Here is a 24,562-nt window from a genome sequence, read left to right on the forward strand (position 1 = left end):
ATGACGACCGCTTCGACAAGCTCTTTCTCCGCCCTCTTGAACGCCTGGCTGGTCGACGGCGTGCGCACGCCCATGGTCGACTACTGCGGCCCGCTCGGCCATGTGTCGCCCACCGACATGGGCATCAAGGTCGCCCGCGCCGTGCTGGACAAAAGCGGCGTGCCCGCTGCCGACGTGAACTCGGTCATCACCGGCTCGATGGCGCAGGCCGACTTCGACGCCTTCGTGCTGCCGCGCCACATCGGCTTGTATGCGGGCGTGCCGCAGAGCGTGCCGGCCATCCTGGTGCAGCGCATCTGCGGCACGGGCTTCGAGCTGTTCCGCCAGGCCGCGGACCAGATCGCGCTGGGCTATGCCGACGTGGCGCTGGTGGTGGGCACCGAATCCATGACGCGCAACCCGATCGCCGCGTACACGCACCGCACGGGCTTCAAGCTCGGTGCGCCGGTGGAGTTCAAGGACTTCCTGATGGAGGCGCTGATTGACACCGCCGGCCCCGTCACGATGATCGAGACCGCCGAGAACCTGGCCAAAAAATACGGCATCACCCGCGAAGACGTGGACGCGTACGCGGCGCGCTCGTTCGAGCGGGCGCTGCAAGCCCAGGCCGACGGCTTTCTGGCCGGCGAGATCGTGCCGGTGACGAGCGAGAAGTTCGAGCTGGCAGGCTACGCCACGCGCGGCATCACGCTGCCGCGCAAGGTGGCGCAGCTCGATCGCGACACGCACCCGCGCCCCTCCCCCATTGAGGCCCTGGCGGGGCTGCGCACGGTGTACCCCGGTGGCGTGCAGACGGCGGGCAACAGCTCGGCCCTGGTGGACGCGGCCGTGGGCGCCGTGGTGGCCAGCGATGCCTATGTGCAGCGGCGCGGCCTCAAGCCCCTGGCGCGCCTGCGCGGTGCGGCAGCGGTGGGCGTGGCGCCCGAGTACATGGGCATCGGCCCGGCCCCCGCCATCCGCGCGCTGCTGGCGCGCACCGGGCTCACGCTGGAGGACATCGGCCTGTTTGAAATCAATGAAGCACAGGGCGCGCAGACCATCGCCGTGGAGCGCGAACTGGGCCTGGACCGCGACAAGCTCAACGTGAACGGCGGCGCGATTGCGCTGGGCCACCCCTTGGCCGCCACGGGCGTGCGCCTGACGGTGACCCTGGCGCGCGAGCTGCGCCGGCGCGGCCTGCGCTACGGCATCTCGAGTGCCTGCGTGGGCGGCGGGCAGGGCATTGCCTTGCTCATCGAGAACCCGGATGCTTGAAATTTAAGAGAAACAGGGCTCAAGCGCTTATGGGATAAGCGCGAGCAGCTATCGAAGCAATAGTGTTCAATTGAAGGTCACCATGAAAATCATCACCGCAGCCCAGGCCGGGGCCCTGATCCCCGACAACGCCACCATCTTCCTGGGCGGCCTGGCCGTCTCCAGCCTGCCCGAGGAAGTGCTCAAGGGCGTGGAAAAGAATTTCCTCGACACCGGACACCCGAAGAACGTGACCACCTGGGCCTGCGGCGCCATCGGCAACAGCAAGGACGCGGGCATGGTGCACTTTGCCCACCCGGGCATGATCAAGCGCACCGTGGCGGGCCACTTCGGCCAGACCGGCGCCGAGATGATGAAGATGGTCTTCGACGGCGAGGTGGAGGCGTACAACTTCCCGCAGGGCAGCCTGTCGCACCTCACGCGCCACATCGCCAGCCGCAGCCCCGGGCTGCTGACCAAGGTGGGCCTGGGCACGTTCGTGGACCCCCGCATCGAAGGCGGCAAGCTCAACAGCAAGTCCACCGAAGACCTGGTCAAGCTCGTCGAGTTCAACGGCGAGGAATGGCTGTTCTACCCCGCGCCCAAGGTCGACGTGGCCATCATCCGCGGCACGTTGGCCGACGAGAACGGCAACATCACGCTGGACAAGGAAGGCGTTCTGCTCGAGCAGATCAACATCGCCCACGCAGCCAAGGCCTGCGGCGGCATCGTGATCGCGCAGGTGGAGCGCATCGTCAAGGCCGGCAGCCTGCACCCCAAGTCGGTCAAGGTGCCGGGCGTGTCGGTGGACTACGTGGTGGTCAGCCAGCCCGAGAACCACATGCAGACCATCACCACGCAGTTCAACCCCGCGCTGTGCGGCGATGTGCGCGTGCCGCTCAACTCGCTGGCGCCCATGCCGCTGGACGAGCGCAAGGTGATCGCGCGCCGCACGGCGCTGGAGCTCACGCCCGGCGCCATCACCAACCTGGGTATCGGCATCCCGGCCGGCGTGCCGTCGGTGGCGGCGGAAGAGGGCGTGTCCGACCAGTTCACGCTGAGCGTGGAAAGCGGCATCACCGGCGGCATCCCGGCGCAGCTGGGCGACTTCGGCACGGCCTACAACGCCGACGCCATCATCGAGCAGTCGCTGCAGTTCGACTTCTATGACGGCGGCGGGCTGGACGCGAGCTTCCTGGGCCTGGCGCAGGCCGACAACCACGGCAACGTGAACGTGAGCAAGTTCAACGGCCGGCCCGTGGGCTGCGGCGGCTTCGTGAACATCACGCGGTCCACCAAGCACCTGGTGTTCTGCGGCACCTTCACCGCGGGCGGGCTGGAGGTGCAGGTGGCCGACGGCCAGCTCACCATCGTCAAGGAAGGCCGCTCGCGCAAGTTCATCGAGAAGGTCGAGCAGATCACCTTCAACGGGCTGGACGCCGCGCAGCGCGAGCAGAACGTGCTGTTCGTCACCGAGCGCGCCGTGTTCCACCTGACCACCGAGGGCCTGGAGCTGACCGAGATCGCGCCGGGCATCGACCTGGAACGCGACGTGCTGGCGCACATGGGGTTCAAGCCCCTGATGCGCGATGTGAAGATGATGGACCCGGGCCTGTTCCGTGCCCAGTGGGGCGGGCTGGCGCAGGCAATGGCCGCCAAGGCCAGGTCCGCTGCCTGATACGGAACGGAGCAACCCTGCGCGGGCTCTCAGGAGGCGGGGTCCGGCGAATAGACCTTCTGCAGCAACCGGATCAGCGTCTTGCGCTCGGCGGCGGTCAGGCCCGCCGTGGCGTCCACTTCCAGCTGGGCGGCGGTCTCCTCGGCCTGCGCGGTCAGCTCCACCCCCGCGGGCGTGAGGTGCACGCCCATGGCGCGCCCGTCGCTGGGGTGCGGGCGGCGCTCGATCAGCCCGCGCCGCTCCAGCGCGGCGATCAGCCCCACCAGGTTGGGCGGCAGCACATTGAGCGTGGCGCACAGCTGGCGCGAGGTGATGCCCGGGTTGTGGGCCACCAGCGACAGCACGGAAAACTCCACCACCTTCAGGCGGTACACCGCCATGCGCTCCATGAACACCTCGATGACCGCCAGCGACGCACGGCGCGCGTTGTAGCCCACCAGCGTGCGCAGGAAGCTGGTGTCCACGGCCTCCGGCGTGGAGAGCGCGGTGGCGGGGGGCGGTGGGTTTCTGAAGGGGCGGGCGCTGGACATGGGGCGATGGGTGCCGGAGCAAGGTCGGGTTTGGCGACGCATCGGGCAAGACCACTTTCTGACTCCCTTTCGCCGCTGCCGCTTATTTTATATACATCTTTTGCTACTAAAAATATAGCTATATCGCGAAATCGAAAAACGCGGCTCCACCCGCCTCAAGCGGGGCTGCGCAGCACGCGGCGGTATTGCACGGCCTCGGCCACATGGATGACCTCGGTGGTGGGCGAGCCCGCCAGGTCGGCGATGGTGCGCGCCACCTTCAGCGCACGGTGCGTGCTGCGGGCCGACCATCCCAGCCGCGCGGCGGCGGTGTTCAGGAATCTGGCGGCCGCATCGTCCAGCCGCAGGTGCGTGTCGATCTCCTGGCCCTGCAACGCCTGGTTGGCCTTGCCCTGCCGCGCCAGCGCCAGGGCGCGGGCATGTTCCACCCGCCCGCGGATGGCGGCGGTGGGCTCGCCCGCGGGGGCCTGCACCAGTTGCTCGGCGGGGAGGGCGGGCACCTCCACATGCAGGTCGATGCGGTCCAGCAGCGGGCCGCTGAGCTTGCCCTGGTAGCGGTTGATCTGGTCGGGCGTGCAGCGGCACGCGCGTTGCGTGGACCCGAGAAAGCCGCACGGGCAGGGGTTCATCGCCGCGATCATCTGAAAGCGCGCGGGGAAGTCCGCGCGCTGCGCGGCCCGCGAGATGGTGATGTGGCCCGTCTCCAGCGGCTCGCGCAGCGCCTCGAGGGCGGCGCGGGGAAATTCCGGCAGCTCGTCGAGGAAGAGGACGCCGTGGTGGGCCAGCGAGATTTCGCCCGGCCGGGGCGGCGATCCACCTCCGACAAGGGCCACCGCGCTGGCCGTATGGTGGGGCGTGCCCGTGGGCCGCTGCCCCCACAGTTCGGGGCGGAACCGCCCGGCCAGGCTGGCGATCGCTGCGCTCTCCAGCGCCTCGTCCACCGTCATGGCCGGCAGCAGCCCGGCAAAGCGCAGGGCCAGCATGGACTTACCCGAGCCTGGCGGGCCAGCCATCAGGACACTGTGGGCTCCGGCGGCCGCGATCTCCAGCGCGCGCTTGGCCGTGGCCTGGCCTTTCACGTCGGCCATGTCCAGGGAGGCCGCTGCGGCCGCCATCGGCGTGGCTTGCAGGCGGGTCCAGCCATCGTTGTCCACGGAGGCATCGCCCGCCGCGGCGCTGCCCGGTGGCAGGAAGGCGCGCACCACGTCCAGCAGGTGCCGGGCGCGCACCACCTGCGCGGCGGGCACGAGGGCGGCCTCTTCGGCGCTGCCGGGCGGCAGCACCAGCACGGCGCTGATCTGCTGCGTCTGCAGCGCGAGGCTCGTGGCCAGCGCGCCCCGCACCGGCCGCAGTTCGCCCGACAGCGACAGCTCGCCCGCGAATTCGTGCCCCGACAGGCTGGCGCCGTCCAGCTGCCCGCTGGCCGCCAGGATGCCCAGCGCGATCGGCAGGTCGAACCGGCCGGAATCCTTGGGCAGGTCGGCGGGGGCGAGGTTGACGGTGATCCGCTTGTTGTGGGGGAACTCCAGCCCCGCGTTCTGCAGTGCCGACCGCACGCGCTCGCGCGCTTCCTTCACTTCCACTTCGGCAAGGCCCACCAGGGTGAAGCTGGGCAGGCCGTTGGCCAGGTGCACTTCGACAGTGACGGACGGCGCCTGCAGCCCCAGAAGGGCGCGGCTTTGCACCAAAGCAAGACTCATGAAGCGATTCCTCCCCAGATGGGTGCGTTTTATGGCGTTCCCGCGCGGGCCCTTGGCGCCATGCACCAATAGCGTGCGTATGGCCGTGGCACGGTGCTGATGCCCACTGTACCGGGGATCGTTGTAACGCGAAGCAACGGCGCGCGCGGATGTATTGCGCCGCGTGGCACGGTCCGTGCTTAAAGCGCTCGTCCCTACTTTGTCCAACCGGAGGAAACATGACCCGCGCCATCATCAAGACCCTGGGCGTTGCCCTTGCAGCATCCCTTCCCCTGCTGGCCAGCGCCCAGCTCACCGGCAACGTCAGCCTGACCACCAACTACAAGTTCCGTGGCCAGGACCAGGACGCCTCCAAGGCCAAGGCCCTCAAGCCCGCGCTGCAAGGCGGTTTTGACTATGCCTTCGGCGAATCCGGCTGGTACGTGGGCAACTGGAATTCCAGCGTGGACTGGCTGGCCAACAACTCGCTCGAAGCCGACCTGTACGGCGGCTACAAGTTCAAGGCCGGCGGCGCCGACCTGGACCTGGGCGCGCTGACCTACATCTACCCCGGCAATGCCAACGGCAACACCACCGAGCTGTATGGCGCGGCCACCATGGGCCCCTTCACCGCCAAGTATTCGCACACCATCTCCAAGGACTACTTCGGCTGGGCCGGCGCCAAGTCCGGCTCGGGTCTGAAGGGCCGCAACACCGGCTACCTGAACCTGGCGTTCGCCCAGGAAGTGGCTCCCAGCGTCACCCTGAAGGCCTCGGTGGGCTTCACCCGCTTCGCCAGCGACATCAAGGACCTGGGCGTGCCCAACTACATGGACTACAGCGTGGGCGGCGCGTATGACTTCGGCAGCGGCCTGTCGCTGGGCGCCGCCGTGGTGGGCGCCAACAAGAAGGCCTTCTTCGGCCACGTCAACAAGTCGCGCGTGATCGTCACGCTCACCAAAACCCTGTAAGCAAGTCTCGATGGGCGCCGGGTGCGCCCATCGTCGGAGGAACCAAAATGAAAATGGTGACAGCCATCATCAAGCCCTTCAAGCTCGACGAGGTGCGTGAAGCACTCTCGGACATCGGCGTGCAAGGCATCACGGTGACCGAGGTCAAGGGCTTCGGCCGCCAGAAGGGCCACACCGAGCTGTACCGCGGCGCGGAGTACGTGGTCGACTTCCTGCCCAAGGTCAAGATCGAAGCCGCCGTGGCGGATGACCTGGTGGACCGCGTGATCGAGTCCATCGAAAGCGCCGCGCGCACCGGCAAGATCGGCGACGGCAAGATCTTCGTGACCCACCTGGAGCAGGTGGTGCGCATCCGCACTGGCGAAACCGGCAAGGAAGCCCTGTAAGGGCCCGGCCGCATCACACCCAAGAAGAGAAACGCCATGAAAAAACTGCTTGCTTCCTTCATTCTGGGGCTGGGCCTGCTGACCATGGGCAACCTGTCCCTGGCCCAGGCGCCCGCCGCCTCCGAGCCGGCCGCCGCCGCGCCCGCTGCGGCGGCCGCTCCCGCCGCTGAAGCCCCTGCGGCTGCCCCTGCTCCCGCGGCCGCCGCTGCACCGGCCGCCGCCGCCGAAGCCCCCGCTCCGGTCCCCAACAAGGGCGACACCGCCTGGATGATGACCTCCACCATCCTCGTGATCCTGATGGTCCTGCCCGGCCTGGCGCTGTTCTACGGCGGCCTGGTGCGCAGCAAGAACATGCTGTCCGTGCTGATGCAGGTGATGGTCACGTTCTCGCTGATCGTGGTGCTGTGGTTCATCTACGGCTACAGCCTGGCCTTCACCGAGGGCGGCGCCTTCATCGGCGGCTTCGACCGGCTGTTCATGAAGGGCATCTGGGACAACGCCGCCGGCACGTTCGCCAACGCCGCCACCTTCAGCAAGGGTGTCGTGATTCCGGAAGTGGTGTTCGCCGCCTTCCAGGCCACGTTCGCCGGCATCACCTGCGCCCTGATCGTCGGTGCGTTCGCAGAGCGCATCAAGTTCAGCGCCGTCATGATGTTCATGGTGCTGTGGTTCACCTTCAGCTACCTGCCGATCGCCCACATGGTGTGGTTCTGGATGGGCCCTGACGCATACGCCTCCAAGGAAGTGGCCGACGCCATGACCGGCAAGGCCGGCCAGATCTGGCAGTGGGGCGCGCTGGACTTCGCCGGCGGTACCGTGGTGCACATCAACGCCGCCGTGGCGGGCCTGGTGGGCGCGTTCATGGTGGGCAAGCGCATCGGCTACGGCAAGGAAGCCATGGCGCCCCACAGCCTGACGCTGACCATGGTCGGTGCCTCGCTGCTGTGGGTGGGCTGGTTCGGCTTCAACGCCGGCTCCGCCCTGGAAGCCAACGGCTTTGCCGCCCTGGCCTTCATCAACACGCTGGTGGCCACCGCCGCCGCCGTGCTGGCATGGTCCATCGGTGAAGCGCTGATGCGCGGCAAGGCGTCGATGCTGGGTGCGGCGTCGGGTGCCGTGGCCGGCCTCGTGGCCATCACGCCCGCTGCCGGCAACGTCGGCATCGGCGGTGCGCTGGTGATCGGCCTCGTGGGCGGCTTCGCCTGCCTGTGGGGTGTGAACGGCCTCAAGAAGCTGCTGGGCGCGGACGACTCGCTCGACGTGTTCGGCGTGCACGGCATCGGCGGCATCGTGGGTGCCCTGCTGACCGGCGTGTTCAATGCGCCTGGCCTGGGTGGCCCCGGCTACGTGGCCGACTGGGTGACCGCCACCATGGTGACCTCCGCCGACTACTCCATCGCCGCCCAGGTGTGGACCCAGACCAAGGCCGTGCTGCTGACCATCGTGTGGTCGGGCGTGGTTTCCTTCGTGGCCTACAAGATCGTCGACCTGACGGTGGGCCTGCGGGTCTCGGAAGAAGACGAACGCGAAGGCCTGGACATCACCTCGCACGGCGAAACAGCGTACAACCGCTGAAGCAGGCCGGTGCGCCCGACGCGCCGCGGTGTCTGGTGGCACCGTGGCGTCGCAACAAGAACAAGCGAGTCGCTCCTTTGGTTGTTGAACCCGCCGGCAACGGCGGGTTTTTTTCGTACCGGGCGGGGGGACTCGCTTGTCTGCATTCTGTTCTGGCATGCACGCCCAGAGCACACGTCCGCAGACATCCCTCCCGGCGGTCCCGAGCCATTTGCACGCGCGCTGTTCAAAAAATTCACGCGCTCTCCGCGTGGCGCCGGACATCGCTGGAGCTACGATGCAAGGCATGGACCTCGCCCTTGCCCAGATCGCCGACCGTGTGCGCACCGCCGCCGCCGACCAGACCCCCTTGCGCATCCGGGGCGGGGGCACCAAGGACTTCCATGGCCTGGCGCTGCATGGCGAGGTGCTCGACACCCGCGTGCTGCGCGGCATCGTGAGCTACGAGCCCAGCGAACTGGTCGTCACCGTGCGCGCGGGCACCCCGCTGGCCGAGCTGGAGGCCACGCTGGCCGAACAGGGCCAGTGCCTGCCCTTCGAGCCCCCGCACTTCGCCAAGACCCCGCCGGATGCCGCCACCGTGGGCGGCATGGTGGCGGCCGGCCTGTCGGGGCCGGCCCGCGCCAGCGTGGGCGCGGTGCGCGACTATGTGCTGGGGGTCACGCTGCTCAACGGCCGGGCCGAGCTGCTGAGCTTTGGCGGGCAGGTGATGAAGAATGTGGCGGGCTATGACGTGTCGCGCCTCATGGCCGGCGCCTGGGGCACGCTGGGCCTGCTCACCGAGGTCAGCCTCAAGGTGCTGCCGGTGGCCCCGGCCGAGGCCACGCTGCGCTTCGAATGCAACCAGGCCGATGCCTTGCGCAAGCTGCACGCCTGGGGCGGCCAGCCCCTGCCGCTCAACGCGAGCTGCTGGGTGCAGGACACGGGCACGGGCACCCTCTACGTGCGCCTGCGCGGGGCCGTGGCCGCCGTCGAGGCCGCGTGCAAGACCATGGGTGGCGTGCGCATGGACGACAGCGCCGCCGTGGCTGCCGATTGGGCCGCCTGCCGCGAACAGACCCTGCCCTGGTTCAGCGACCGCGCCCAGCGCCCCGGCCACGCGCTGTGGCGCCTGTCCCTGCCGCCCACGGCCCCCGTGCTCCAACTGCCTGCGGCGGCCCAGCCGCTCATCGAATGGCACGGCGCCCTGCGCTGGGTGCAGGCGCCGGAAGCGGCGGGCGATGCCCTGCGCGAGGCCGCACGCGCGGTGGGCGGAAGTGCTTCTGTTTTCATAGCTTCCAGCGCAGGTGTATCAAGCGGTAGCGGCCAGTTTGGCTTGAAATCCAGTGCGCTGGAGCAGATCCACGCGCGCCTCAAGCACAGCTTCGACCCCGCGGGCATCTTCAACCCCGGGCGCATGGCCCGCGCCTGGTAAGCCACGCGCCAGCCTGCGGCACCCATGCGACGCCTGCGCCATCTCACCGGACACCACCGCACGGTGGCGAGCAACCGCGTGCTGGGCCTGCTGCTGGCCTTCAATGCGGGCGCGGTCAATGCCGGGGGGTTCCTGGTGGTGCACCTGTACACCTCGCACATGACCGGCTTTGTCTCGATGCTGGCCGACAACCTCGTGCTGGGCAACATGGCCCTGGTGCTGGGCGCGGTGGGGGCGTTGCTGGCCTTCGTCAGCGGCGCGGCCACCACGGCCGTCATGGTCAACTGGGCGCGCCAGCGCAAGCTGCACAGCAGCTATGCGCTGCCGCTGCTGGTGGTGGCGGTGCTCATGCTGGTGTTCGGCCTGGTGGGCGCCATCACGCTCAACTGGCGCACGCCGTTCGCCGTGCCCACCACGGTGCTGCTGCTGTCGTTCATCATGGGCCTGCAGAACGCCACGGTGACCAAGATGTCCTCGTCCCAGATCCGCACCACGCACATGACCGGCGTGGTGACCGACCTGGGCATCGAGCTGGGCAAGATGCTCTACTGGAACCGCACCGGCACCGCGCCGGAATCCCAGGTGCGCGCCAACCAGGCCCGGCTGCGGCTGTTCGCGGGGCTCGTGGCGATGTTCCTCGTGGGAGGCGTTGCCGGGGCCGCGGGCTTCAAGCACGTGGGCTTCGTGTTCGTGGTGCCGCTGGCGCTGGTGCTGCTGGGGCTGTCGCTGCCCCCCTTGTGGGCCGACCGCGCGCGCCTGCGCCACCCCTTGCGCAAGGCGCTGCCCCTGGAGCCGCCGCTCACTCCGCCGCCCGCGCTCTGAGCGTTCCGGCCCTGTTTTACCTTCCCCTGTCCAGGCATGCTCCATGCAAACCCAACTCGCCCCTGAATACCGCGCCCGCGCCGATGGCCTGGAGGCCGAGGCCATCCTGCGCAAATGCGTGCACTGCGGCTTCTGCACCGCCACCTGCCCCACCTATCAGCTGCTGGGCGACGAGCTCGACGGCCCGCGCGGCCGCATCTACCTCATCAAGCAGGTGCTCGAGGGCGCCGAGCCCACGCGCAAGACCCAGATGCACCTGGACCGGTGCCTGACCTGCCGCAACTGCGAAAGCACCTGCCCGAGCGGCGTGCAATATGGTCATCTGGTCGATATCGGCCGCAGGATCGTCGATGAGAAAGTCGCCCGCCCGGTGGGCGAGAAGGCCTTGCGCTGGGCGCTGAAGGAGGGCCTGCCTTCGCCCCTGTTCGCCCCCGCCATGAAGGCCGGGCAACTGGTGCGCGGCCTGCTGCCCGCATCCCTCAAGGCCAAGGTGCCTGCGCCCCAAAATGCCGGCGCATGGCCCGTGCGCGAACACGCGCGCAAGGTGCTTTTGCTGGCGGGCTGCGTGCAGCCGGCCATGATGCCCAACATCAACACCGCCACCGCCCGCGTGCTCGACGCCGTGGGCATCCAGACCGTGGTCGCGCCCAAGGCGGGCTGCTGCGGTGCCGTCAAGTTCCACCTCAACGACCAGGACGGCGGCAAGGCCGAGATGCGCGCCAACATCGACGCCTGGTGGCCGCTGGTGGAGCAGGGCGGGGTGGAAGCCATCGTCATGAACGCCTCGGGCTGCGGCGTCACCGTCAAGGAATACGGCCACATCCTCAAGGACGACGCGCAATACGCCGCCAGGGCCGAACGCATCAGCGCGCTCACGCGCGACCTGTCGGAGCTGCTGCCGGCCCTGCTGCCCGAGCTGGCCGACAAGCTGGCGGGCCGCGCCCAGCCCGCCGCCGACGTGCTGTACGCCTACCATCCGCCGTGCACGCTGCAGCACGGCCAGAAGCTGCGCGGCGGGGTGGAAACGCAGCTTGCGCGCCTGGGGTTCCGGCTGCGCGCGGCGCGCAACGAGGCCCACCTGTGCTGCGGCTCGGCGGGCACGTATTCGGTGCTCAACCCGGACCTGGCGTACCAGCTGCGCGACCGCAAGCTCGGCGTGCTCGGCGAGGCGTTCGGCGACCAGCCCCCGGACGTGATCCTGTCGGCCAACATCGGCTGCATCACCCATTTGCAAAGCGGCACCGGCACGCCGGTGCGCCACTGGATCGAGGTGCTGGACGAAGCCCTGGCCTGACAAGGGGATGCCGCCGCTGGCGGGCTTTTCTCCAACGCTGGCATGATTGAGGGTTTTGTTGCCCTCTCCCTCACCCATTCGCACCGCCATGACCGACTCCGTGCCCGCACAAGAACAACCGAGCGCAGCCCCTGCCACACCGCTGGCGGCGCCTGTTTCGGCCGCACCGGCCGAGGCGGCTGCCGCCGCTCCCGGGGCGTCCGCCGCCGCCGACGCTGCCGGGGCACCCCAGCAGCGCGCGGGCGGATCACGCCGTGGCGGCCGCAACCGCCGCAAGCCCGAAGGGCGCCCGGCGCCAGAGGGCGGCGCCGAGGCCTCTGCCCCCGCACCTGCGCGCGCGCGCGCGCCGCAGCGTGTGCACCCCGCGCTGGAGCAACTGGCGGGGCTCTACCCGCACCTGTTCGGCGCGGTGTTCCGCCCGCTCAAGCGCGGCATCTTCCAGGACCTGCTGGCCGCGCACCCCGAGGTGTTCGAGCGCGAGGCGCTCAAGGTGGCGCTGGGCATCCACACCCGCTCCACGCGCTACCTGCAAAGCGTGGCGGCGGGCGACCGGCGCCATGACCTCTCGGGCCAGCCCGTGGAGGACATGGCCCCCGAGCACGTGCACCACGCGCTGCTGGAGGTCTACCGCCGCAAGAAGGCCCGTGCCACCGAGGACCTGCTGCCCAAGCTGCGCAACCGCATGATGGCCGCGTTCGAGGCCTCGGGGCTCACGCGCGAGGCCTACACCGAGCTGGTGCAGGGCCGCGACGAAGCCGCCAACGCCATCCTCGAAGAGGCCTTTGCCGAATGGTCGGCGCGCAACGCCAAGGACGAGGCTTTGCTGCGCGCGTTCGAGGCCAGCGGCCAGACACTGGAGGCCTTTGCCGACATGTACGGCCTGGTGCCCCGCACCGTGGGCCAGCAGCTCGAGCGCGCTCGCCGCCTCGCCGCCGCGCGGGTGCAGGCCGCGGCGGCCGCGGCCGTGGCCGCCATCGCACCGGCCCCGCAAGACGCCTGACGCGAGAGGCTCGCCCGTGCCGGCGGCACCTTCCAGGCTGATCTTCCTGCCCGGCGTGGGGGGCGACCCCGCGTTCTGGCAACCGGTCTCGTCGGCCATGCCGCTGCCCGCCGCGCGCGTGCTGCTGGGCTGGCCCTGGCGCGATGCCGGAGCCGGAGCCGGCGCGGGGCTGGCGCCGGACGCGGCCGGTGGCATGCAGGATCTGGTCGATGCGGTCACGCCGCACATGGACCGGCCCTGCGCGCTGGTCGCGCAGTCCCTGGGCGGCGTGGTGGCCCTGCTCGCCGCCCTCGAGCGGCCCGACCACCTGACCCACCTGGTGCTCGTGGCCACGTCGGGCGGCGTGCCCATGGACGACCTGCGTCCCCACGACTGGCGGCCCGATTTCCTGCGCGCCAACCCCGCGTTTCCGCCGTGGATGGCCCAGGCGCGGTGGGACCTGTCGGCCCGGCTGGCGTCGGTGCGCGCGCCCGCCCTTTTGCTGTGGGGCGACAGGGACCCCATCAGCCCCGTGGCCGTGGGGCGGCGCCTGTGCGGCCTGCTGCCGGGCGCGCGCATGCACGTGCTGCCAGGCGGTGCCCACGACCTGGCCCGCACGCACGCCGGGGCCGTGGCCGGGCACATCCACCGCCATCTGCGGGGCGGCGCCTCAGGGGATGCCGGACAGGGCGCTTCGCAGAACGCCTAGAATCCCGCTGCGGCCCGGTTCATGGGTTGCCGTAAGCGTTTACGTCAATCAACGTGCCAACCAACGCCGGCCTTGCCGGGGTGGTGGCCCCTTTCCTGTCCCGGCGCGGCCCGCGCCGCGTGGGCGGGCGGGGGCGGCACCTTGTCTGACCGGCTGCTTTCTGGAACTGCAATGAACCACTCTTCGTCGCCCACCCCACCGCCTTCCCCCAGGACCTCCTGGGGCCTGCGCAAGCTGCCCGCACGGTCCGCGGCCTGGGTCATGCCCCTGCTGCTGTCGCTGCTCATGACCTTCATCGTGTCGCTGATCAGCACCGTGCGCGTGGTGGGCTTCTCGCTGGATCTTCCCCGCCTGTGGATGAGCTCCTGGGCACTGTCCTGGCTCGTCGCCTTCCCCACGCTGCTGCTGGTGCTGCCCGTGGTGCGCCGGGTGACGGCCGCCATCGTGGAGCCGCAGGGCTGAGGCCCCCCCGGGGCACAGGCTGCTGACACGGTGTGTCAGCAGCCTGCCGCCCGGCCCCCAGCGCGTTGCGCACGCTACTGACATCAGGCTGTCAGCAGCGGGTCCGCACCATCGGTCCTTGCAGCTGCACACCACCGATCGATCCCTCGATCCCCTTCACAGACAAGAGAGGACCAGCCCATGACCACACCCACCACCGTCCAGATTCCCTCATTCAGCGTGGCCGGCATTGCCGTCCGCACGCGCAACAGCGATGAGATGAACCCCGCCATCGCGCGCCTCGGGGGCCTGTGGGACCGCTTCTTCAGCCAGAGCTGGGAGCGCAAGTTGCCTGGCCGCGACAGCGATGGCCGCATTTTCGGCGTCTACAGCGGCTACGAATCCAACGAACACGGCGCCTTCGACGTGACCGCCGGCATGGCCACGGCCGACCCGGAACTGGCCCAGGCGGTGCCCGGAGCCGCCCGCGTGGACATCCAGGCGGGCGACTACCTCGTCTTCACCGGCCACGGCGACATGCCCCAGATGGTGATCGACACCTGGGTCCGCATCTGGCGCTACTTCGCCGAGAACCCGCAGGTGCAGCGCCGTTTCGGCACCGATTTCGAGGCCTACGAGGGCCCGGACAGCGTGGCCATCCACGTCGGCGTGAAGCCGTAGCACCACCGGCCTGCCGATGGCGGCGCACCCCGCCCAGCCGCCACGCGCAGCGCCTTGGCGTTGGTGCATGATGCTATATGTTCAATAGCTTCCCGCGCTGATGGCATGAGCGGTGCAAGCCAGGAATACCCACAAGATGTCCCCTTTCATCCATGCGCCGCGCTGACCGCCTTTTCCAGATCGTCCAGCTCATCCGGGGGCGGCGCCTGTCCACGGCGGCGTTCCTGGCCGAGCGGCTCGAGGTGTCTCCGCGCACCATCTACCGCGACGTGGCGGACCTGCAGCACCAGGGCGTGCCCATTGAGGGCGAGGCCGGCGTGGGCTACCGGCTGGGCGCCGGCTTCGAGCTGCCGCCGCTGATGTTCAGCCAGGGCGAGGCCAACGCGCTGGTGGCGGCCGCGCGGCTGGCGCAGGCCTGGCTGGACGCGGGGCTCGCGCGCGAGGTGGAAGGGGCCCTGGGCAAGATCCTGTCGGTGCTGCCGCCGGCCGCGCGCGCGGCGGCCGAGGCGCAGGCGCTGTATGCGCCGTCCGTGGGGCTGGACCCCCGGGCGCAGGCCACCCTGCAGGCCCTGCGCGAGGCGGTGCACAGCCGCCACGTGGTGCAGATCGACTACGCCGACGTGCACGGCCGCCCCAGCCTGCGCCGCCTGCGGCCGCTGGGGTGCTTCTACTGGGGCAAGGTCTGGACGCTGTCGGCCTGGTGCGAGCTGCGCAACGATTTCCGGGGCTTTCGCATCGACCGCATCGTGGACCTCGTGGTGCTGGAGGAGCAGTTTCGCCAGGAGCCCGGCAAGACGCTGGCCGACATGCTGCGCAAGGTGGAGGCGGAGATGGCCTCGCGGCCGCCCGAATGGCCGCCCGCGCCGACGCCCGGGCTGACGGCCTGAGGGCCTTCGGGCCCTGGGCCGCGCCGGCCCGCCAGGCATCAGCCGCGCCGGGCCGCCTCGATCGTGGCGATGTCGATTTTTTTCATCCCCATCATGGCTTCGAACGCGCGCGCGGCCGCCGCCTTGTCGGGACCGGTGACCGCGGCCGTCAGGGCCCGGGGCGTGATCTGCCACGACAGGCCCCAGCGGTCCTTGCACCAGCCGCAGGCGCTTTCCTGGCCGCCATTTCCGACAATCGCATTCCACAGACGATCGGTTTCGGCCTGGTCGTCGGTCGCCACCTGGAACGAGAAGGCCTCGCTGTGCCGGAAGGCGGGGCCTCCGTTCAGGCCCAGGCAGGGGATGCCCATCACCGTGAACTCGACCGTCAGGACGTCGCCCTGCCGGCCCGAGGGAAAGTCCCCGGGCGCCCGGTGGACCGCGCCCACGGCGCTGTCCGGAAACGTCTCGGCATAGAACTTCGCGGCATCCAGCGCGGTGCCGTCGTACCACAGACATACCGTGTTCTTGCTGACCATCTTGGTGCTCCTTGGGGGCGGGACAGCGCCGTAGCCTCTCACATCTGGCGGCAGGCTGCAATGCGCGCGAGGGGCCGTGGATGGCGGGGCATCGGCGGTGCGGTGGTTTTTTTCATGCTATTAAAAAAATAGCTATTTGCGCAGATTCGATAAGCGCTGATGGGACTTTGAGCTACAGATGCCCGGCCTGGAAGACGGCCCTCGCATGGGGGCCAGGGCCGCGGGCCTGGGGTGCGGCGGTCCTGGCACCATGGTGCAACGAATTGCTACGCACCGGGATTTGCATGCGGTTTCGGGACGCTCGATCAAGGATTCCGGCACCCCCAGGACAATCCGGGCCGGCGCCGTCGCCGTCGCGCAAGATCCGCTGCCGCGCCTGGGGCGCATGGCGGCCGCGAACCCGTCGTGCCCACCGGCGCCACGGCCTCCCTGGCGGCCGACCAGGCCGGCAATGCGCGGTACCTGGGCACGCCGTGGTGCATGAAGGAGGCTGCGGGGCGCTGGCGCCCGCGCGACTGGGGCCGGTGGTGGAGCCGCGGGGTCTGATGGCCGGGACGGTGGGGCTGTGTGCCGGGGGATGACGGCGGTGGTGCGGCGTGTGGCGTGGCTGCGGCCGCTGTTCGGGTTGCCGGGCGGGCGCGGGCGCGTTCCGAAGACAATGCCCGCATGCAGCCCCGCTCCCATGCCCCTGGCGTCCAGCCCGTGATCCGGCCGGCGACCGATGCCGACAGCCACGCCGGCCTGGCCCGCGTGTGGCGCAGGGCCTGGCGTTCCGCCAACCCCTCGGTGAGGCCCGTGGCTCCGCCCGGCCACTGGGAGGCGCGGGTGCGCGCGGAATTCGGTCCGCCGTGTGCGGTGCTGGTGCGTGCGGTGGGGCCGGAGGTCACGGCGTTCCTGGTGCTGGACGTGGGCGGCGCGCATCTGCACCAGCTGTTCGTGGACCCCGCATGCCAGGGCCGGGGCGTGGGGGCCGAAATGCTGCAGCAGGTGGTCCGCCTGTGCCCGGGCGGCTGGACCCTGCACGTGGCCACGGGCAACCACGGCGCGCGCCGCTTCTATGCGCGCCATGGCCTGGTGGAGGGGCCGGTCGATACCCATCCGGCCACGGGCCGCGAGCGGGTGCTGTGCCGCTGGGCGCCTGCGGCGGCAGCGGCAGCAGGCTGAGCGCGGCCTCAGGCCGCGAGGGCCGCCTCGATGTCGCCCGCCAGCTTCTTGGGCGCGTCCTGCGGCGCATAGCGGCGGATCACGCGGCCGTCCTTGCCAACCAGGAACTTGGTGAAATTCCATTTGATCGCCTTGCTGCCCAGCAGGCCGGGCGCTTCGGCGGCGAGCCACTGGTACAGGGGCGACGCGTTGGCACCGTTCACATCGATCTTGGCCATCATCGGAAAGCTCACGCCGTAGTTGAGCTGGCAGAAGCTCGCGATCTCGTCGTTGCTGCCCGGGTCCTGGCTGCCGAACTGGTTGCAGGGAAAGCCCAGCACCACCAGGCCCTGGCCGCCGTACTGCTTGTGCAGCTCTTCCAGGCCCCCGAACTGGGGCGTGAAGCCGCAGGCGCTGGCGGTGTTCACGATGAGCAGCACTTTGTCCTTGTATTGCGACAAGGGCACGGTCTGGCCGTTCATCTGCTGGGCTTCAAAGTCGTAGATGCTGTCGGGCATGGCGCATGCTCCTGAAGGTGGAAGACTGTGCATGGTAGGGGTTGCGCCCCTTTTCCGCTTTTCGCCCCGGCGGTTCAGGGGGTGCTGGGGCCCGCCCTGCGGAACTGCAGCGCGGCGAGCAGGGACGCCAGCAGGATCATCGCCCCGCCCAGCACGGTGCGCGTGTTCAAGGCCGAGGCGCCCAGCAGCGCGGAAGACACGCTGGCGAACATCACCTCCGACAGCATCACCAGCGCCGTGGTGCCGGCCGCCAGGCGCGCGGCGCCGAACTGCAGCGCCCAGTTGCCCAGCATCAGCACGCCGGCCAGCAGCAGGCCGGTGACGACCCAGGTGCTGTTGGGGGCGGGGAAGGGCTCGACCACGCCCACCTGCAGCCCGAGGCCAGCCACGGCCAGCGCCATGAGCATGCAGCCGCCGAACATGGTGGCCATGCGCGCCGGCCCGGGCACGGCGTGCAGGCGGCGCAGGGTGACGTTGGTGAGCGCGAACATGAAACCGCCCAGCAGTGCCAGCGCGTCGGCCAGGCTGAGGTTCTGCAGCAGCCGGGCGGCGGGCGCGCCCTCGGGCAGCAGCACCAGCACCACGCCGGCGAAGGCCAGGGCCAGGCGCAGCAGCGCGGCGGGCGTGGGGCGTTCGCCCAGGATCCGCCAGGCCAGCAGCACGGCCCAGGCAGGCATGAGATAGAACAGCAGGATCACGCGCACCACGTCGCCGATGGTCACGGCCCAGTTGAAGGCCACGTTGTTCAGCCCCGAGGCCAGCGCCAGCAGCCACAACTGCGGATGTTCGCGCACCTGCCGCAGGATGCCCGGGCGCCAGGCCATGAGCGCGAGCAGCACCACGGCGTACATGCAGGCCGTGGCCCACAGCGGATGCAGCCCCGCCTGGTGCATGTGCTGGAACGGCCACCACGCCAGGCCCCAGACGAAGGCGTTGAACAGCAGGGCGGCAAAGGGCAGGGGAGATTGCATCGAGAGTAAAAACAGGCTCTAGCGCTTGATAGATAAGCGTCAATAGCTATCGATTATGTAGCAATTTGCGCAAGTGAGGCGGCGCCAAAAACTGGCACGCTTCCCCGCCAGTGCACCCGTGGAACTGGCTCTGCCAGGCCACTGGGTGCGTCCCCCTCCGGGGGAAGCGGCGCAGCCGCTCAGGGGGGCAACTCAATGATGCGTATCGTGCCGCGCAATGTGCAGCAGGTGGTTCACTTCGTCGCGGTAGTTGATGCAGTTGCGCTGGTGCCAGCGGCGGATGATCCACATGATCCCGGCCACCACGAGGCCGAAGGTGATGATCGCGCCAAACACCGACAGGCCGAGCTTGAGCGACAGGCTGTAGAACGCGCCCAGCGCCAGGATGCACGCGTTTTCGTTGAAGTTCTGCACGGCAATCGACCGGCCCGCACCCATGAGATTGTGGCCCCGGTGTTGCAGCAGTGCATTCATGGGCACCACCAGGTAGCCGCCGAGGCCGCCCAGCAGGATGAGGAAGGGGATCGCCAGCCAGATGTTGTTGATGAACACCATCAGGATCAGCAGCAGCCCCATGGCGATGCCCAGCGGAATCACCTTGGTGGCCATGTCCAGGCGCATGCGCATCGAAGCCACTACCGCCCCCACGGCCGTACCGATGGCCACCACGCCAGTGAGGGCCGATGCCTGCGTGGTGTTGTAGGCCAGTGCGGCACCGGCCCAGGCCAGCACGATGAACTTGAGGTTGGCTCCCGCGCCCCAGAACAGGGTGGTGGTGGCCAGCGAGATCTGGCCGAGCTTGTCGCGCCACAGGCGACCGTTGCAGGCCCAGAAGTCGGGCAGCAGGCTCAGCGCGTTGGAGAACACGCTGCGCGCAGGATCGGCGCGCAGCGGGCGCATCTCCACCCCGGTGTGTGGAATGCGGGTGTTGAACCAGGCGGCCACTCCATACACGGCGATCAGTGCGGCGATGGCCGATTCGGCAGGAGTGTCCACACCCGTGTCGATCATCGGAATGTCGATGCCCAGCAGCATCCCGGACAGATGCTGCCCCACCAGCTGGCCACCAAACAGCACGCCGAGGATGATGGACGTGATGGTGAGCCCTTCGATCCAGCCATTGGCCTTGACCAGTTGAGAGGCTGGCAACAGCTCGGTGAGGATGCCGTATTTGGCGGGCGAGTAGGCCGCAGCACCCAGCCCCACCACCGCGTAGGCAATGAGCGGGTGCGAGCCGAACAGCATCATCAGGCAGCCCACCACCTTGATGGCGTTGCTGACGAACATGACCTTGCCCTTGGGCAGGGCGTCGGCAAAGGCGCCGACGAAGGGCGCCAGCACCACATAGAACAGCGCAAACATGGGCACCAGGGCCGCGCGTTGCCACTCGGGGGCACCTTCTGTGCGCAGAAGCTCCACGGCGGCCACGAAAAGTGCGTTGTCGGCCAGCGAGCTGAAAAACTGCGCCGACATGATGGTGTAAAAACCGCGCTTCATCGAATGGCTGTTGGCTGCATCAGTTCGGCTGATGCCCTGTTAAATGTGGGGACCCTGGCAAGTGACGGACGGTTATATCACGCGGATAAACGGCCACGGTGCCAGAATCCGGTGCTTCCCACCCGGTCAAACCCCATGCCCCGTCCCATTGCCGCCACCATCCACACCGCAGCCCTGCACCACAACCTGGAGCGTGTCCGACAGGCGGCGCCCGATGCCAAGGTCTGGGCCGTGGTCAAGGCCAATGCCTACGGGCACGGCATCGAACGCGCGTACGAAGGCCTGCGCGGCGCCGACGGCTTCGCGCTGCTGGACCTGGCCGAGGCCGAACGCGTGCGGCATCTGGGCTGGCGCGGGCCCATCCTGCTGCTCGAAGGCGTGTTCGAGCCGCGCGACCTGGAGCTGTGCTCGCGCCTGGGCCTGTGGCACGCGGTGCATTGCGACGAGCAGATCGACATGCTGGCCGCCCACAAGACGCAGGTGCCCCACCGCGTGTTCCTCAAGATGAACTCGGGCATGAACCGGCTGGGCTTCGCGCCGCAGCGCTTTCGCGCGGCCTGGGCGCGGCTCAACGCGCTGCCGCAGGTGGACGAGATATCGTTCATGACCCACTTCAGCGATGCGGACGGCCCCCGGGGGGTGGCGCACCAGCTGGCCGTGTTCAACACCGCCGCCCAGGACCTGCCGGGCGAGCGCACGCTGAGCAACAGTGCCGCCACCCTGCGCCACGCGGCGGACGCGCGCGTGCGCGCCGACTGGGTGCGCGCCGGCATCGCGCTGTATGGCAGCGCGCCCGACTACCCCGAGCATGACGCCAGCCATTGGGGCATGCGCCCCACGATGACCCTCGCCACCCGCCTCATCGCCACGCAGCAGCTGCAGGCGGGCGACACCGTGGGCTATGGCTCGCGCTTCACGGCCGAGGGGCCGCTCTTGATCGGCGTGGCGGCCTGTGGCTATGCCGACGGCTACCCGCGCCACTGCGATACCGGCACCCCCGTGCTGGTCAACGGCGTGCGCACGCGGCTGGTGGGGCGGGTGAGCATGGACATGGTGACGGTGGACCTCACGCCGCTGCAGCAGGCGGGCGTGGCCGCGGGGTTCGGCTCCGAGGTCACGCTGTGGGGCCAGGCTGGCAACGGCACGGTGCTGGGCGTGGACGAGGTGGCCGCCGCCGCGGGCACCGTCAGCTGGGAGCTGCTGACGGCGTTGGCCCAGCGTGTGCCTGTGTCGGTGGACGGCATCGGCTGATCCGAACCGTCGACAAGTTCACGCACGGCGGGGCGCGGGGCTGCACTGCCGGGCCAAAGTGGTGTGAAATGGCGCGGCGCCGGCACGCAACACCGCCGGCCGCCCCCCTCTTTCCACCGCAGGTGTTTCCTCCATGGCCACTTCCCGCAGCGACCGCCACAGCAACAGCAAGAAGAAAACTTCCACCTGGCGCTCCGTGCGCATGCCCCACCACGGCACGGTGGCGCGCACCCTGCAGCAGCGCTACAGCCTGCGCTGGCATGGGCTGCTGATCGGCAGCTTCACGTTGCTGCTCATGTGGTGCACCTCGCATGTGCAGATGCTGCTGGGCGTGGAGTCGCTGGCGCTGCGGTATTTCGTCACCCTCTCGGTGGGCTACCTGGGGTATCTGCTGGTGCTGCGGGCCTGGGCGGCGCGGCTGGTGCGGCAGGACCGCGACACGGGTGGCGATGGCAGCGGACTGGATGTGCCCGACGTGTCCTGGCCCGGCAACGGGCCGTCGGGCGGTGGCGGTGGCCAGGTGCCGCTGCCGCGCACGGGCGGCGGTGATTTTGGCGGTGGCGGAGCGTCGGGCGATTTTGGTGGCGCATGGACGCAGGGCCTGTCCCGCGGGGGCTCCAGCAGCGATTCCAGCGCGCTGGGCGACCTGGCCAGTGGCGCCGCCGACGCCCTGGGCAGCGCCGACGAAGGCGCCGTGGTGGTCGTGCCCGTGGTGGCGATCTTCCTCATCGGCGCGGCGATCATTTTCGGCGCGGGCTCGCTGGCGATGCTGTTTTTCGGTTGGGACGTGCTGCTGACCGTGGCGGTGGAGATTGCCTTCTCGGTGGCTACTGCGCGGGCCGCCGTGGGCGTGGAGCGCGAGGGCTGGCTCACGGCCGCCGTGCGCCTGACCTGGAAGCCCTTGCTGGGCGCGCTGGTCTGCGCCGTGGTGCTGGGTGCCACCATCGACCATTTCATGCCCGGCGTGCAGTCGCTGCCCCAGGCCGTGCGCATGATCCAGGGGCAGTGATGCAAAAGGCAGAATGCTACTAAATTGGTAGCTTGAAATATAGGAGTATCAAGCGGTAGGGGCCGGTTCTTTTCATGTCCTGGCGCCTCCCGGCCTGGGTCAGGCTGGCCCCGCGTTCCCTCTCCCGGCCTCAGCGGCGGCAGTCCCGGCCGCCTTCGCAGCCGGTCTCGATGGCGTCCAGGTTGCTGCGCACCTGCGCCAGCAGGGCGAGCAGCTGGGCCTGCGTGGCGTCGTCGCACCCTTTGAGCAGGGACGCCGCCAGCCCCCGGCGGGCGTCGCGCAGCGCCTGGTGCAGGGCCGCACCCTGGGCGCTCAGGCGCAGGCAGCGGCTGCGTTTGTCCTCGGCATTCGGTGCGCTCTCCAGCCAGCCCTTGTCCTGCAGCATCCCCACCATGCGGGCCACCTGTGCCTTGTCGGCGCCGCTGTGGGCCACCAGTTCGCGCTGCGTGGTGCCGGGGTGGCGGCCCACGAACATCAGCGCCCGCACTTCGTTGTGCGTCAGGTCGGGGTGGATGGCGGCCATGGCGCGCACCATGTGGGCCCGGTAGACATGCAGCAGGTCGTGCATGGCTTCAAAGACATCGGCGGGCGCGTGGGTGGTCATGGGGGTTTGTGGTTGACAAAATCAACCAATGCGCAGATCATTGGTTGATCAAATCAACATTTTAAGTCATGAACGCACCCCTGCCTACCGCCACACCCCGCGCCGACGCTGCGCACCTTGCCATCGAACGCGTCCGCCACCCCTTGCAAGCCCGCCACCTCCAGGTGGTGCGGCGCACCGCCGTCAGCCCCGGTTTCGTGCGGCTCACCCTGGCCGGGCCCGAGCTGGCCGGGTTTGTGAGCGCGGGGTTTGACGACCACCTCAAGCTCATCCTGCCCCAGCCAGGCCAGGAGCGCCCGTCGCTGCCGTCGATGCAGGACGGCCGCCCCGTCTTCCCCGACCCACGCCCCGTGCTGCGCGACTACACCCCCGCGCGCCATGACGCCGCTGCGGGCGAGCTGGACATCGAGGTGGCCCTGCACGACGCAGGCCCCGCCACCGACTGGGCCGCGAGCGCCGCCGTGGGCCAGTGGGTGGGCATTGCCGGGCCGCGCGGCAGCATGGTGGTGCCGACCGGTTTTGACTGGCATTGGCTGCTGGGCGACGAAACCGCCTTGCCCGCCATCGCCCGCCGCCTGGCCGAGCTGCCCGCGCACACCCAGGCCACCGTGCGCATCCAGGTGAGCAATCCTGCCGACCAGCGGGTCCTGGCCAGCGCGGCGCGGCTCGATCTGCAATGGGTAGACGCGCTGCCTGCGGCGGTGGAAGACCTGGCGCTGCCCACCGGCGCGGGGTTTGTGTGGGCCGCCGGCGAACACGGCGACATGGCCGCCGTGCGCCGTGCCGTGCTGGCCAAGCCGGGCGTGGACGCCAGGCGCATGCGCATCTCCGCCTACTGGAAGCGCGGCGCTGCAGACCACCACGAAGACCTGGTCAGCGCAGCAGCGTAAGCGCCGCCGCCTGCTGCACCGCTTCGGTCATGCGGTGCAGCGCCTGCACGTTCAGGCGCCAGTACTGCCAGTACAACGGAACATCGACGGGCTTGCCCGGAATCAGCTCGACCAGCGTGCCGGCCTTCAGGTCGTGCTGCACCATCGGGTCCGGGGTCATGCCCCAGCCCAGGCCAGCCCGGGAGGCCATGACAAACGCGTTCGCCTCGGGCAGCCAGTGCACGGGCGGCGCGAGTTTGCGGCGCGTGATGCGCCCCACGAAACGCGCCTGCAGCGCATCCTTGCGGTTGAACACCAGCATGGGCGCCTGCGCCAGGGTGGCGGCGTTCACCCCCTGGGCAAAGTGACGCTGCAGGAAGACGGGGCTCGCCAGCGCGCGGTACCGCAGCGTGCCCAGCGGCAGCACCTTGCAGCCCTGCACGGGTTGTGGGTCGGCCGTCACGGCGGCCATCACGCGGCCTTCGCGCAGCAGGTTGGCCGAATGGTCCTGGTCTTCGACATGGATGTCGAAGGTGATGCTTTGGCCCTCCGCGGCCTGCGCCATGGCATGGGGAAACCAGGTGGCCAGCGAGTCGGCATTGACGCCGAGGGCCAGGCGCGTGGACGCGTGCTGCCCGCCGCCGAGCGTGGCCAGCGCGTCGGCCTCGCTCAGGGCCACTTCGCGGGCGTGCCGGTACAGGGCCTGACCGGCCTCGGTGGGCGCGCAGGGCGTGGCGCGGCGCACCAGCACCTGGCCCACGCGTTCTTCCAGCAGCTTCACGCGCTGCGACACCGCCGAGCGGGTGACGTGCAGCGCGGCAGCGGCGCGCTCGAAGCTGCCCTCGTCGATCACGGTGGCAAAGGCGTTGAGCTGGGCGGAGTCGAGGCGCATGGATGGTTAGC

General features: G+C 69.6%; 26 protein-coding genes. 18 read left to right on the forward strand and 8 right to left on the reverse strand.

Translation table 11 applies throughout. From position 1 onward, the window contains the following. Positions 1–1,254: a thiolase family protein gene (locus AC07OD_RS24185; protein ID WP_494598242.1), complete on the forward strand. Its 1,254-nt coding sequence runs from the start codon at positions 1–3 to the stop codon at positions 1,252–1,254. 82 nt (positions 1,255–1,336) lie between these two features. After that, positions 1,337–2,911, forward strand: a complete 1,575-nt coding sequence (locus tag AC07OD_RS24190) for an acyl CoA:acetate/3-ketoacid CoA transferase (RefSeq protein ID WP_492808173.1) — start codon at positions 1,337–1,339, stop codon at positions 2,909–2,911. A 29-nt stretch (positions 2,912–2,940) separates the two neighbouring features. Here the strand turns inward: AC07OD_RS24190 and AC07OD_RS24195 are convergent, their stop codons facing one another. Beyond that, complete coding sequence (locus AC07OD_RS24195) at positions 2,941–3,441, reverse strand: MarR family winged helix-turn-helix transcriptional regulator (RefSeq protein ID WP_218339159.1); 501 nt, start codon at positions 3,439–3,441, stop codon at positions 2,941–2,943. 155 nt (positions 3,442–3,596) lie between these two features. Continuing rightward, on the reverse strand, positions 3,597–5,141 hold the full coding sequence (locus tag AC07OD_RS24200) for a YifB family Mg chelatase-like AAA ATPase (protein WP_494598243.1): 1,545 nt from the start codon (positions 5,139–5,141) through the stop codon (positions 3,597–3,599). Between the two features lie 218 nt (positions 5,142–5,359). On the opposite strand from AC07OD_RS24200, the gene AC07OD_RS24205 reads away from it, so the two are divergent. The 11 genes from AC07OD_RS24205 to AC07OD_RS24255 all read left to right on the forward strand — a co-directional run bounded on the left by AC07OD_RS24205 (position 5,360) and on the right by AC07OD_RS24255 (position 15,279). After that, positions 5,360–6,091: a TorF family putative porin gene (locus AC07OD_RS24205; protein ID WP_218296613.1), complete on the forward strand. Its 732-nt coding sequence runs from the start codon at positions 5,360–5,362 to the stop codon at positions 6,089–6,091. 47 nt (positions 6,092–6,138) lie between these two features. Further along, positions 6,139–6,477: a P-II family nitrogen regulator gene (glnK, locus tag AC07OD_RS24210; RefSeq protein WP_010466918.1), complete on the forward strand. Its 339-nt coding sequence runs from the start codon at positions 6,139–6,141 to the stop codon at positions 6,475–6,477. A 36-nt stretch (positions 6,478–6,513) separates the two neighbouring features. Beyond that, complete coding sequence (gene amt, locus AC07OD_RS24215) at positions 6,514–8,052, forward strand: ammonium transporter (RefSeq protein ID WP_492244748.1); 1,539 nt, start codon at positions 6,514–6,516, stop codon at positions 8,050–8,052. 277 nt (positions 8,053–8,329) lie between these two features. Beyond that, positions 8,330–9,466: a glycolate oxidase subunit GlcE gene (gene glcE / locus AC07OD_RS24220; RefSeq protein WP_494598244.1), complete on the forward strand. Its 1,137-nt coding sequence runs from the start codon at positions 8,330–8,332 to the stop codon at positions 9,464–9,466. A 24-nt stretch (positions 9,467–9,490) separates the two neighbouring features. Beyond that, positions 9,491–10,288 (forward strand): YoaK family protein, encoded by a 798-nt coding sequence (locus AC07OD_RS24225; RefSeq protein ID WP_218296616.1) that lies wholly within the window; start codon positions 9,491–9,493, stop codon positions 10,286–10,288. Positions 10,289–10,331: 43 nt separating this feature from the next. Continuing rightward, entirely contained in the window at positions 10,332–11,582 is a 1,251-nt protein-coding gene (glcF, locus tag AC07OD_RS24230; protein WP_369641105.1) for a glycolate oxidase subunit GlcF, read from the forward strand. Between the two features lie 88 nt (positions 11,583–11,670). Continuing rightward, a complete protein-coding gene (locus AC07OD_RS24235; RefSeq protein WP_494598245.1) occupies positions 11,671–12,582 on the forward strand; it encodes a ProQ/FINO family protein in 912 nt (303 codons plus the stop codon). Positions 12,583–12,598: 16 nt separating this feature from the next. Beyond that, positions 12,599–13,270, forward strand: a complete 672-nt coding sequence (locus AC07OD_RS24240; protein WP_494598246.1) for an alpha/beta fold hydrolase — start codon at positions 12,599–12,601, stop codon at positions 13,268–13,270. A 171-nt stretch (positions 13,271–13,441) separates the two neighbouring features. Next, positions 13,442–13,732 (forward strand): DUF2798 domain-containing protein, encoded by a 291-nt coding sequence (locus AC07OD_RS24245; RefSeq protein ID WP_218339154.1) that lies wholly within the window; start codon positions 13,442–13,444, stop codon positions 13,730–13,732. Positions 13,733–13,912: 180 nt separating this feature from the next. Beyond that, positions 13,913–14,392: a GyrI-like domain-containing protein gene (locus tag AC07OD_RS24250; protein ID WP_494598247.1), complete on the forward strand. Its 480-nt coding sequence runs from the start codon at positions 13,913–13,915 to the stop codon at positions 14,390–14,392. Between the two features lie 152 nt (positions 14,393–14,544). Continuing rightward, complete coding sequence (locus AC07OD_RS24255; RefSeq protein WP_218296621.1) at positions 14,545–15,279, forward strand: helix-turn-helix transcriptional regulator; 735 nt, start codon at positions 14,545–14,547, stop codon at positions 15,277–15,279. A 38-nt stretch (positions 15,280–15,317) separates the two neighbouring features. Here AC07OD_RS24255 and AC07OD_RS24260 read toward each other — a convergent pair whose 3' ends face one another. Further along, on the reverse strand, positions 15,318–15,797 hold the full coding sequence (locus AC07OD_RS24260) for a VOC family protein (protein ID WP_218296622.1): 480 nt from the start codon (positions 15,795–15,797) through the stop codon (positions 15,318–15,320). Between the two features lie 405 nt (positions 15,798–16,202). Between AC07OD_RS24260 and AC07OD_RS24265 the strand changes: the two genes are divergently transcribed. Together AC07OD_RS24265 and AC07OD_RS24270 are read left to right on the forward strand one after the other, a co-directional pair. Further along, entirely contained in the window at positions 16,203–16,343 is a 141-nt protein-coding gene (locus AC07OD_RS24265) for a hypothetical protein (protein ID WP_494598248.1), read from the forward strand. A 120-nt stretch (positions 16,344–16,463) separates the two neighbouring features. Next, positions 16,464–16,961: a GNAT family N-acetyltransferase gene (locus AC07OD_RS24270; protein ID WP_494598249.1), complete on the forward strand. Its 498-nt coding sequence runs from the start codon at positions 16,464–16,466 to the stop codon at positions 16,959–16,961. Between the two features lie 8 nt (positions 16,962–16,969). On the opposite strand, the gene AC07OD_RS24275 is transcribed toward AC07OD_RS24270, so the two are convergent. From AC07OD_RS24275 to lplT, 3 genes are all read right to left on the reverse strand, one after another. Next, positions 16,970–17,458 carry a glutathione peroxidase gene (locus AC07OD_RS24275; RefSeq protein WP_218296623.1) on the reverse strand — a complete coding sequence of 163 codons (489 nt, stop codon included), beginning with the start codon at positions 17,456–17,458 and terminating at the stop codon, positions 16,970–16,972. Between the two features lie 74 nt (positions 17,459–17,532). Next, on the reverse strand, positions 17,533–18,429 hold the full coding sequence (locus AC07OD_RS24280) for a DMT family transporter (RefSeq protein WP_492254374.1): 897 nt from the start codon (positions 18,427–18,429) through the stop codon (positions 17,533–17,535). A gap of 192 nt (positions 18,430–18,621) precedes the next feature. Next, a complete protein-coding gene (gene lplT, locus AC07OD_RS24285) occupies positions 18,622–19,926 on the reverse strand; it encodes a lysophospholipid transporter LplT (protein WP_010466960.1) in 1,305 nt (434 codons plus the stop codon). Between the two features lie 135 nt (positions 19,927–20,061). On the opposite strand from lplT, the gene alr reads away from it, so the two are divergent. Together alr and AC07OD_RS24295 are read left to right on the forward strand one after the other, a co-directional pair. Next, positions 20,062–21,177 carry an alanine racemase gene (gene alr, locus AC07OD_RS24290; RefSeq protein WP_218339149.1) on the forward strand — a complete coding sequence of 372 codons (1,116 nt, stop codon included), beginning with the start codon at positions 20,062–20,064 and terminating at the stop codon, positions 21,175–21,177. A 133-nt stretch (positions 21,178–21,310) separates the two neighbouring features. After that, positions 21,311–22,186, forward strand: coding sequence for a hypothetical protein (locus AC07OD_RS24295; protein WP_494598250.1), 876 nt, complete (start codon positions 21,311–21,313; stop codon positions 22,184–22,186). 130 nt (positions 22,187–22,316) lie between these two features. On the opposite strand, the gene AC07OD_RS24300 is transcribed toward AC07OD_RS24295, so the two are convergent. After that, positions 22,317–22,790 (reverse strand): MarR family winged helix-turn-helix transcriptional regulator, encoded by a 474-nt coding sequence (locus tag AC07OD_RS24300; RefSeq protein WP_369641113.1) that lies wholly within the window; start codon positions 22,788–22,790, stop codon positions 22,317–22,319. Positions 22,791–22,858: 68 nt separating this feature from the next. Between AC07OD_RS24300 and AC07OD_RS24305 the strand changes: the two genes are divergently transcribed. Then, positions 22,859–23,680 carry a siderophore-interacting protein gene (locus tag AC07OD_RS24305; protein ID WP_218296629.1) on the forward strand — a complete coding sequence of 274 codons (822 nt, stop codon included), beginning with the start codon at positions 22,859–22,861 and terminating at the stop codon, positions 23,678–23,680. Here AC07OD_RS24305 and AC07OD_RS24310 read toward each other — a convergent pair. Beyond that, a complete protein-coding gene (locus AC07OD_RS24310; protein ID WP_494598251.1) occupies positions 23,664–24,551 on the reverse strand; it encodes a LysR family transcriptional regulator ArgP in 888 nt (295 codons plus the stop codon). The two genes, AC07OD_RS24305 and AC07OD_RS24310, sit on opposite strands and share 17 nt — an antisense overlap. Positions 24,552–24,562 lie beyond the last annotated feature (11 nt).

Source organism: Acidovorax sp. GW821-FHT10E03, from assembly GCF_059415205.1.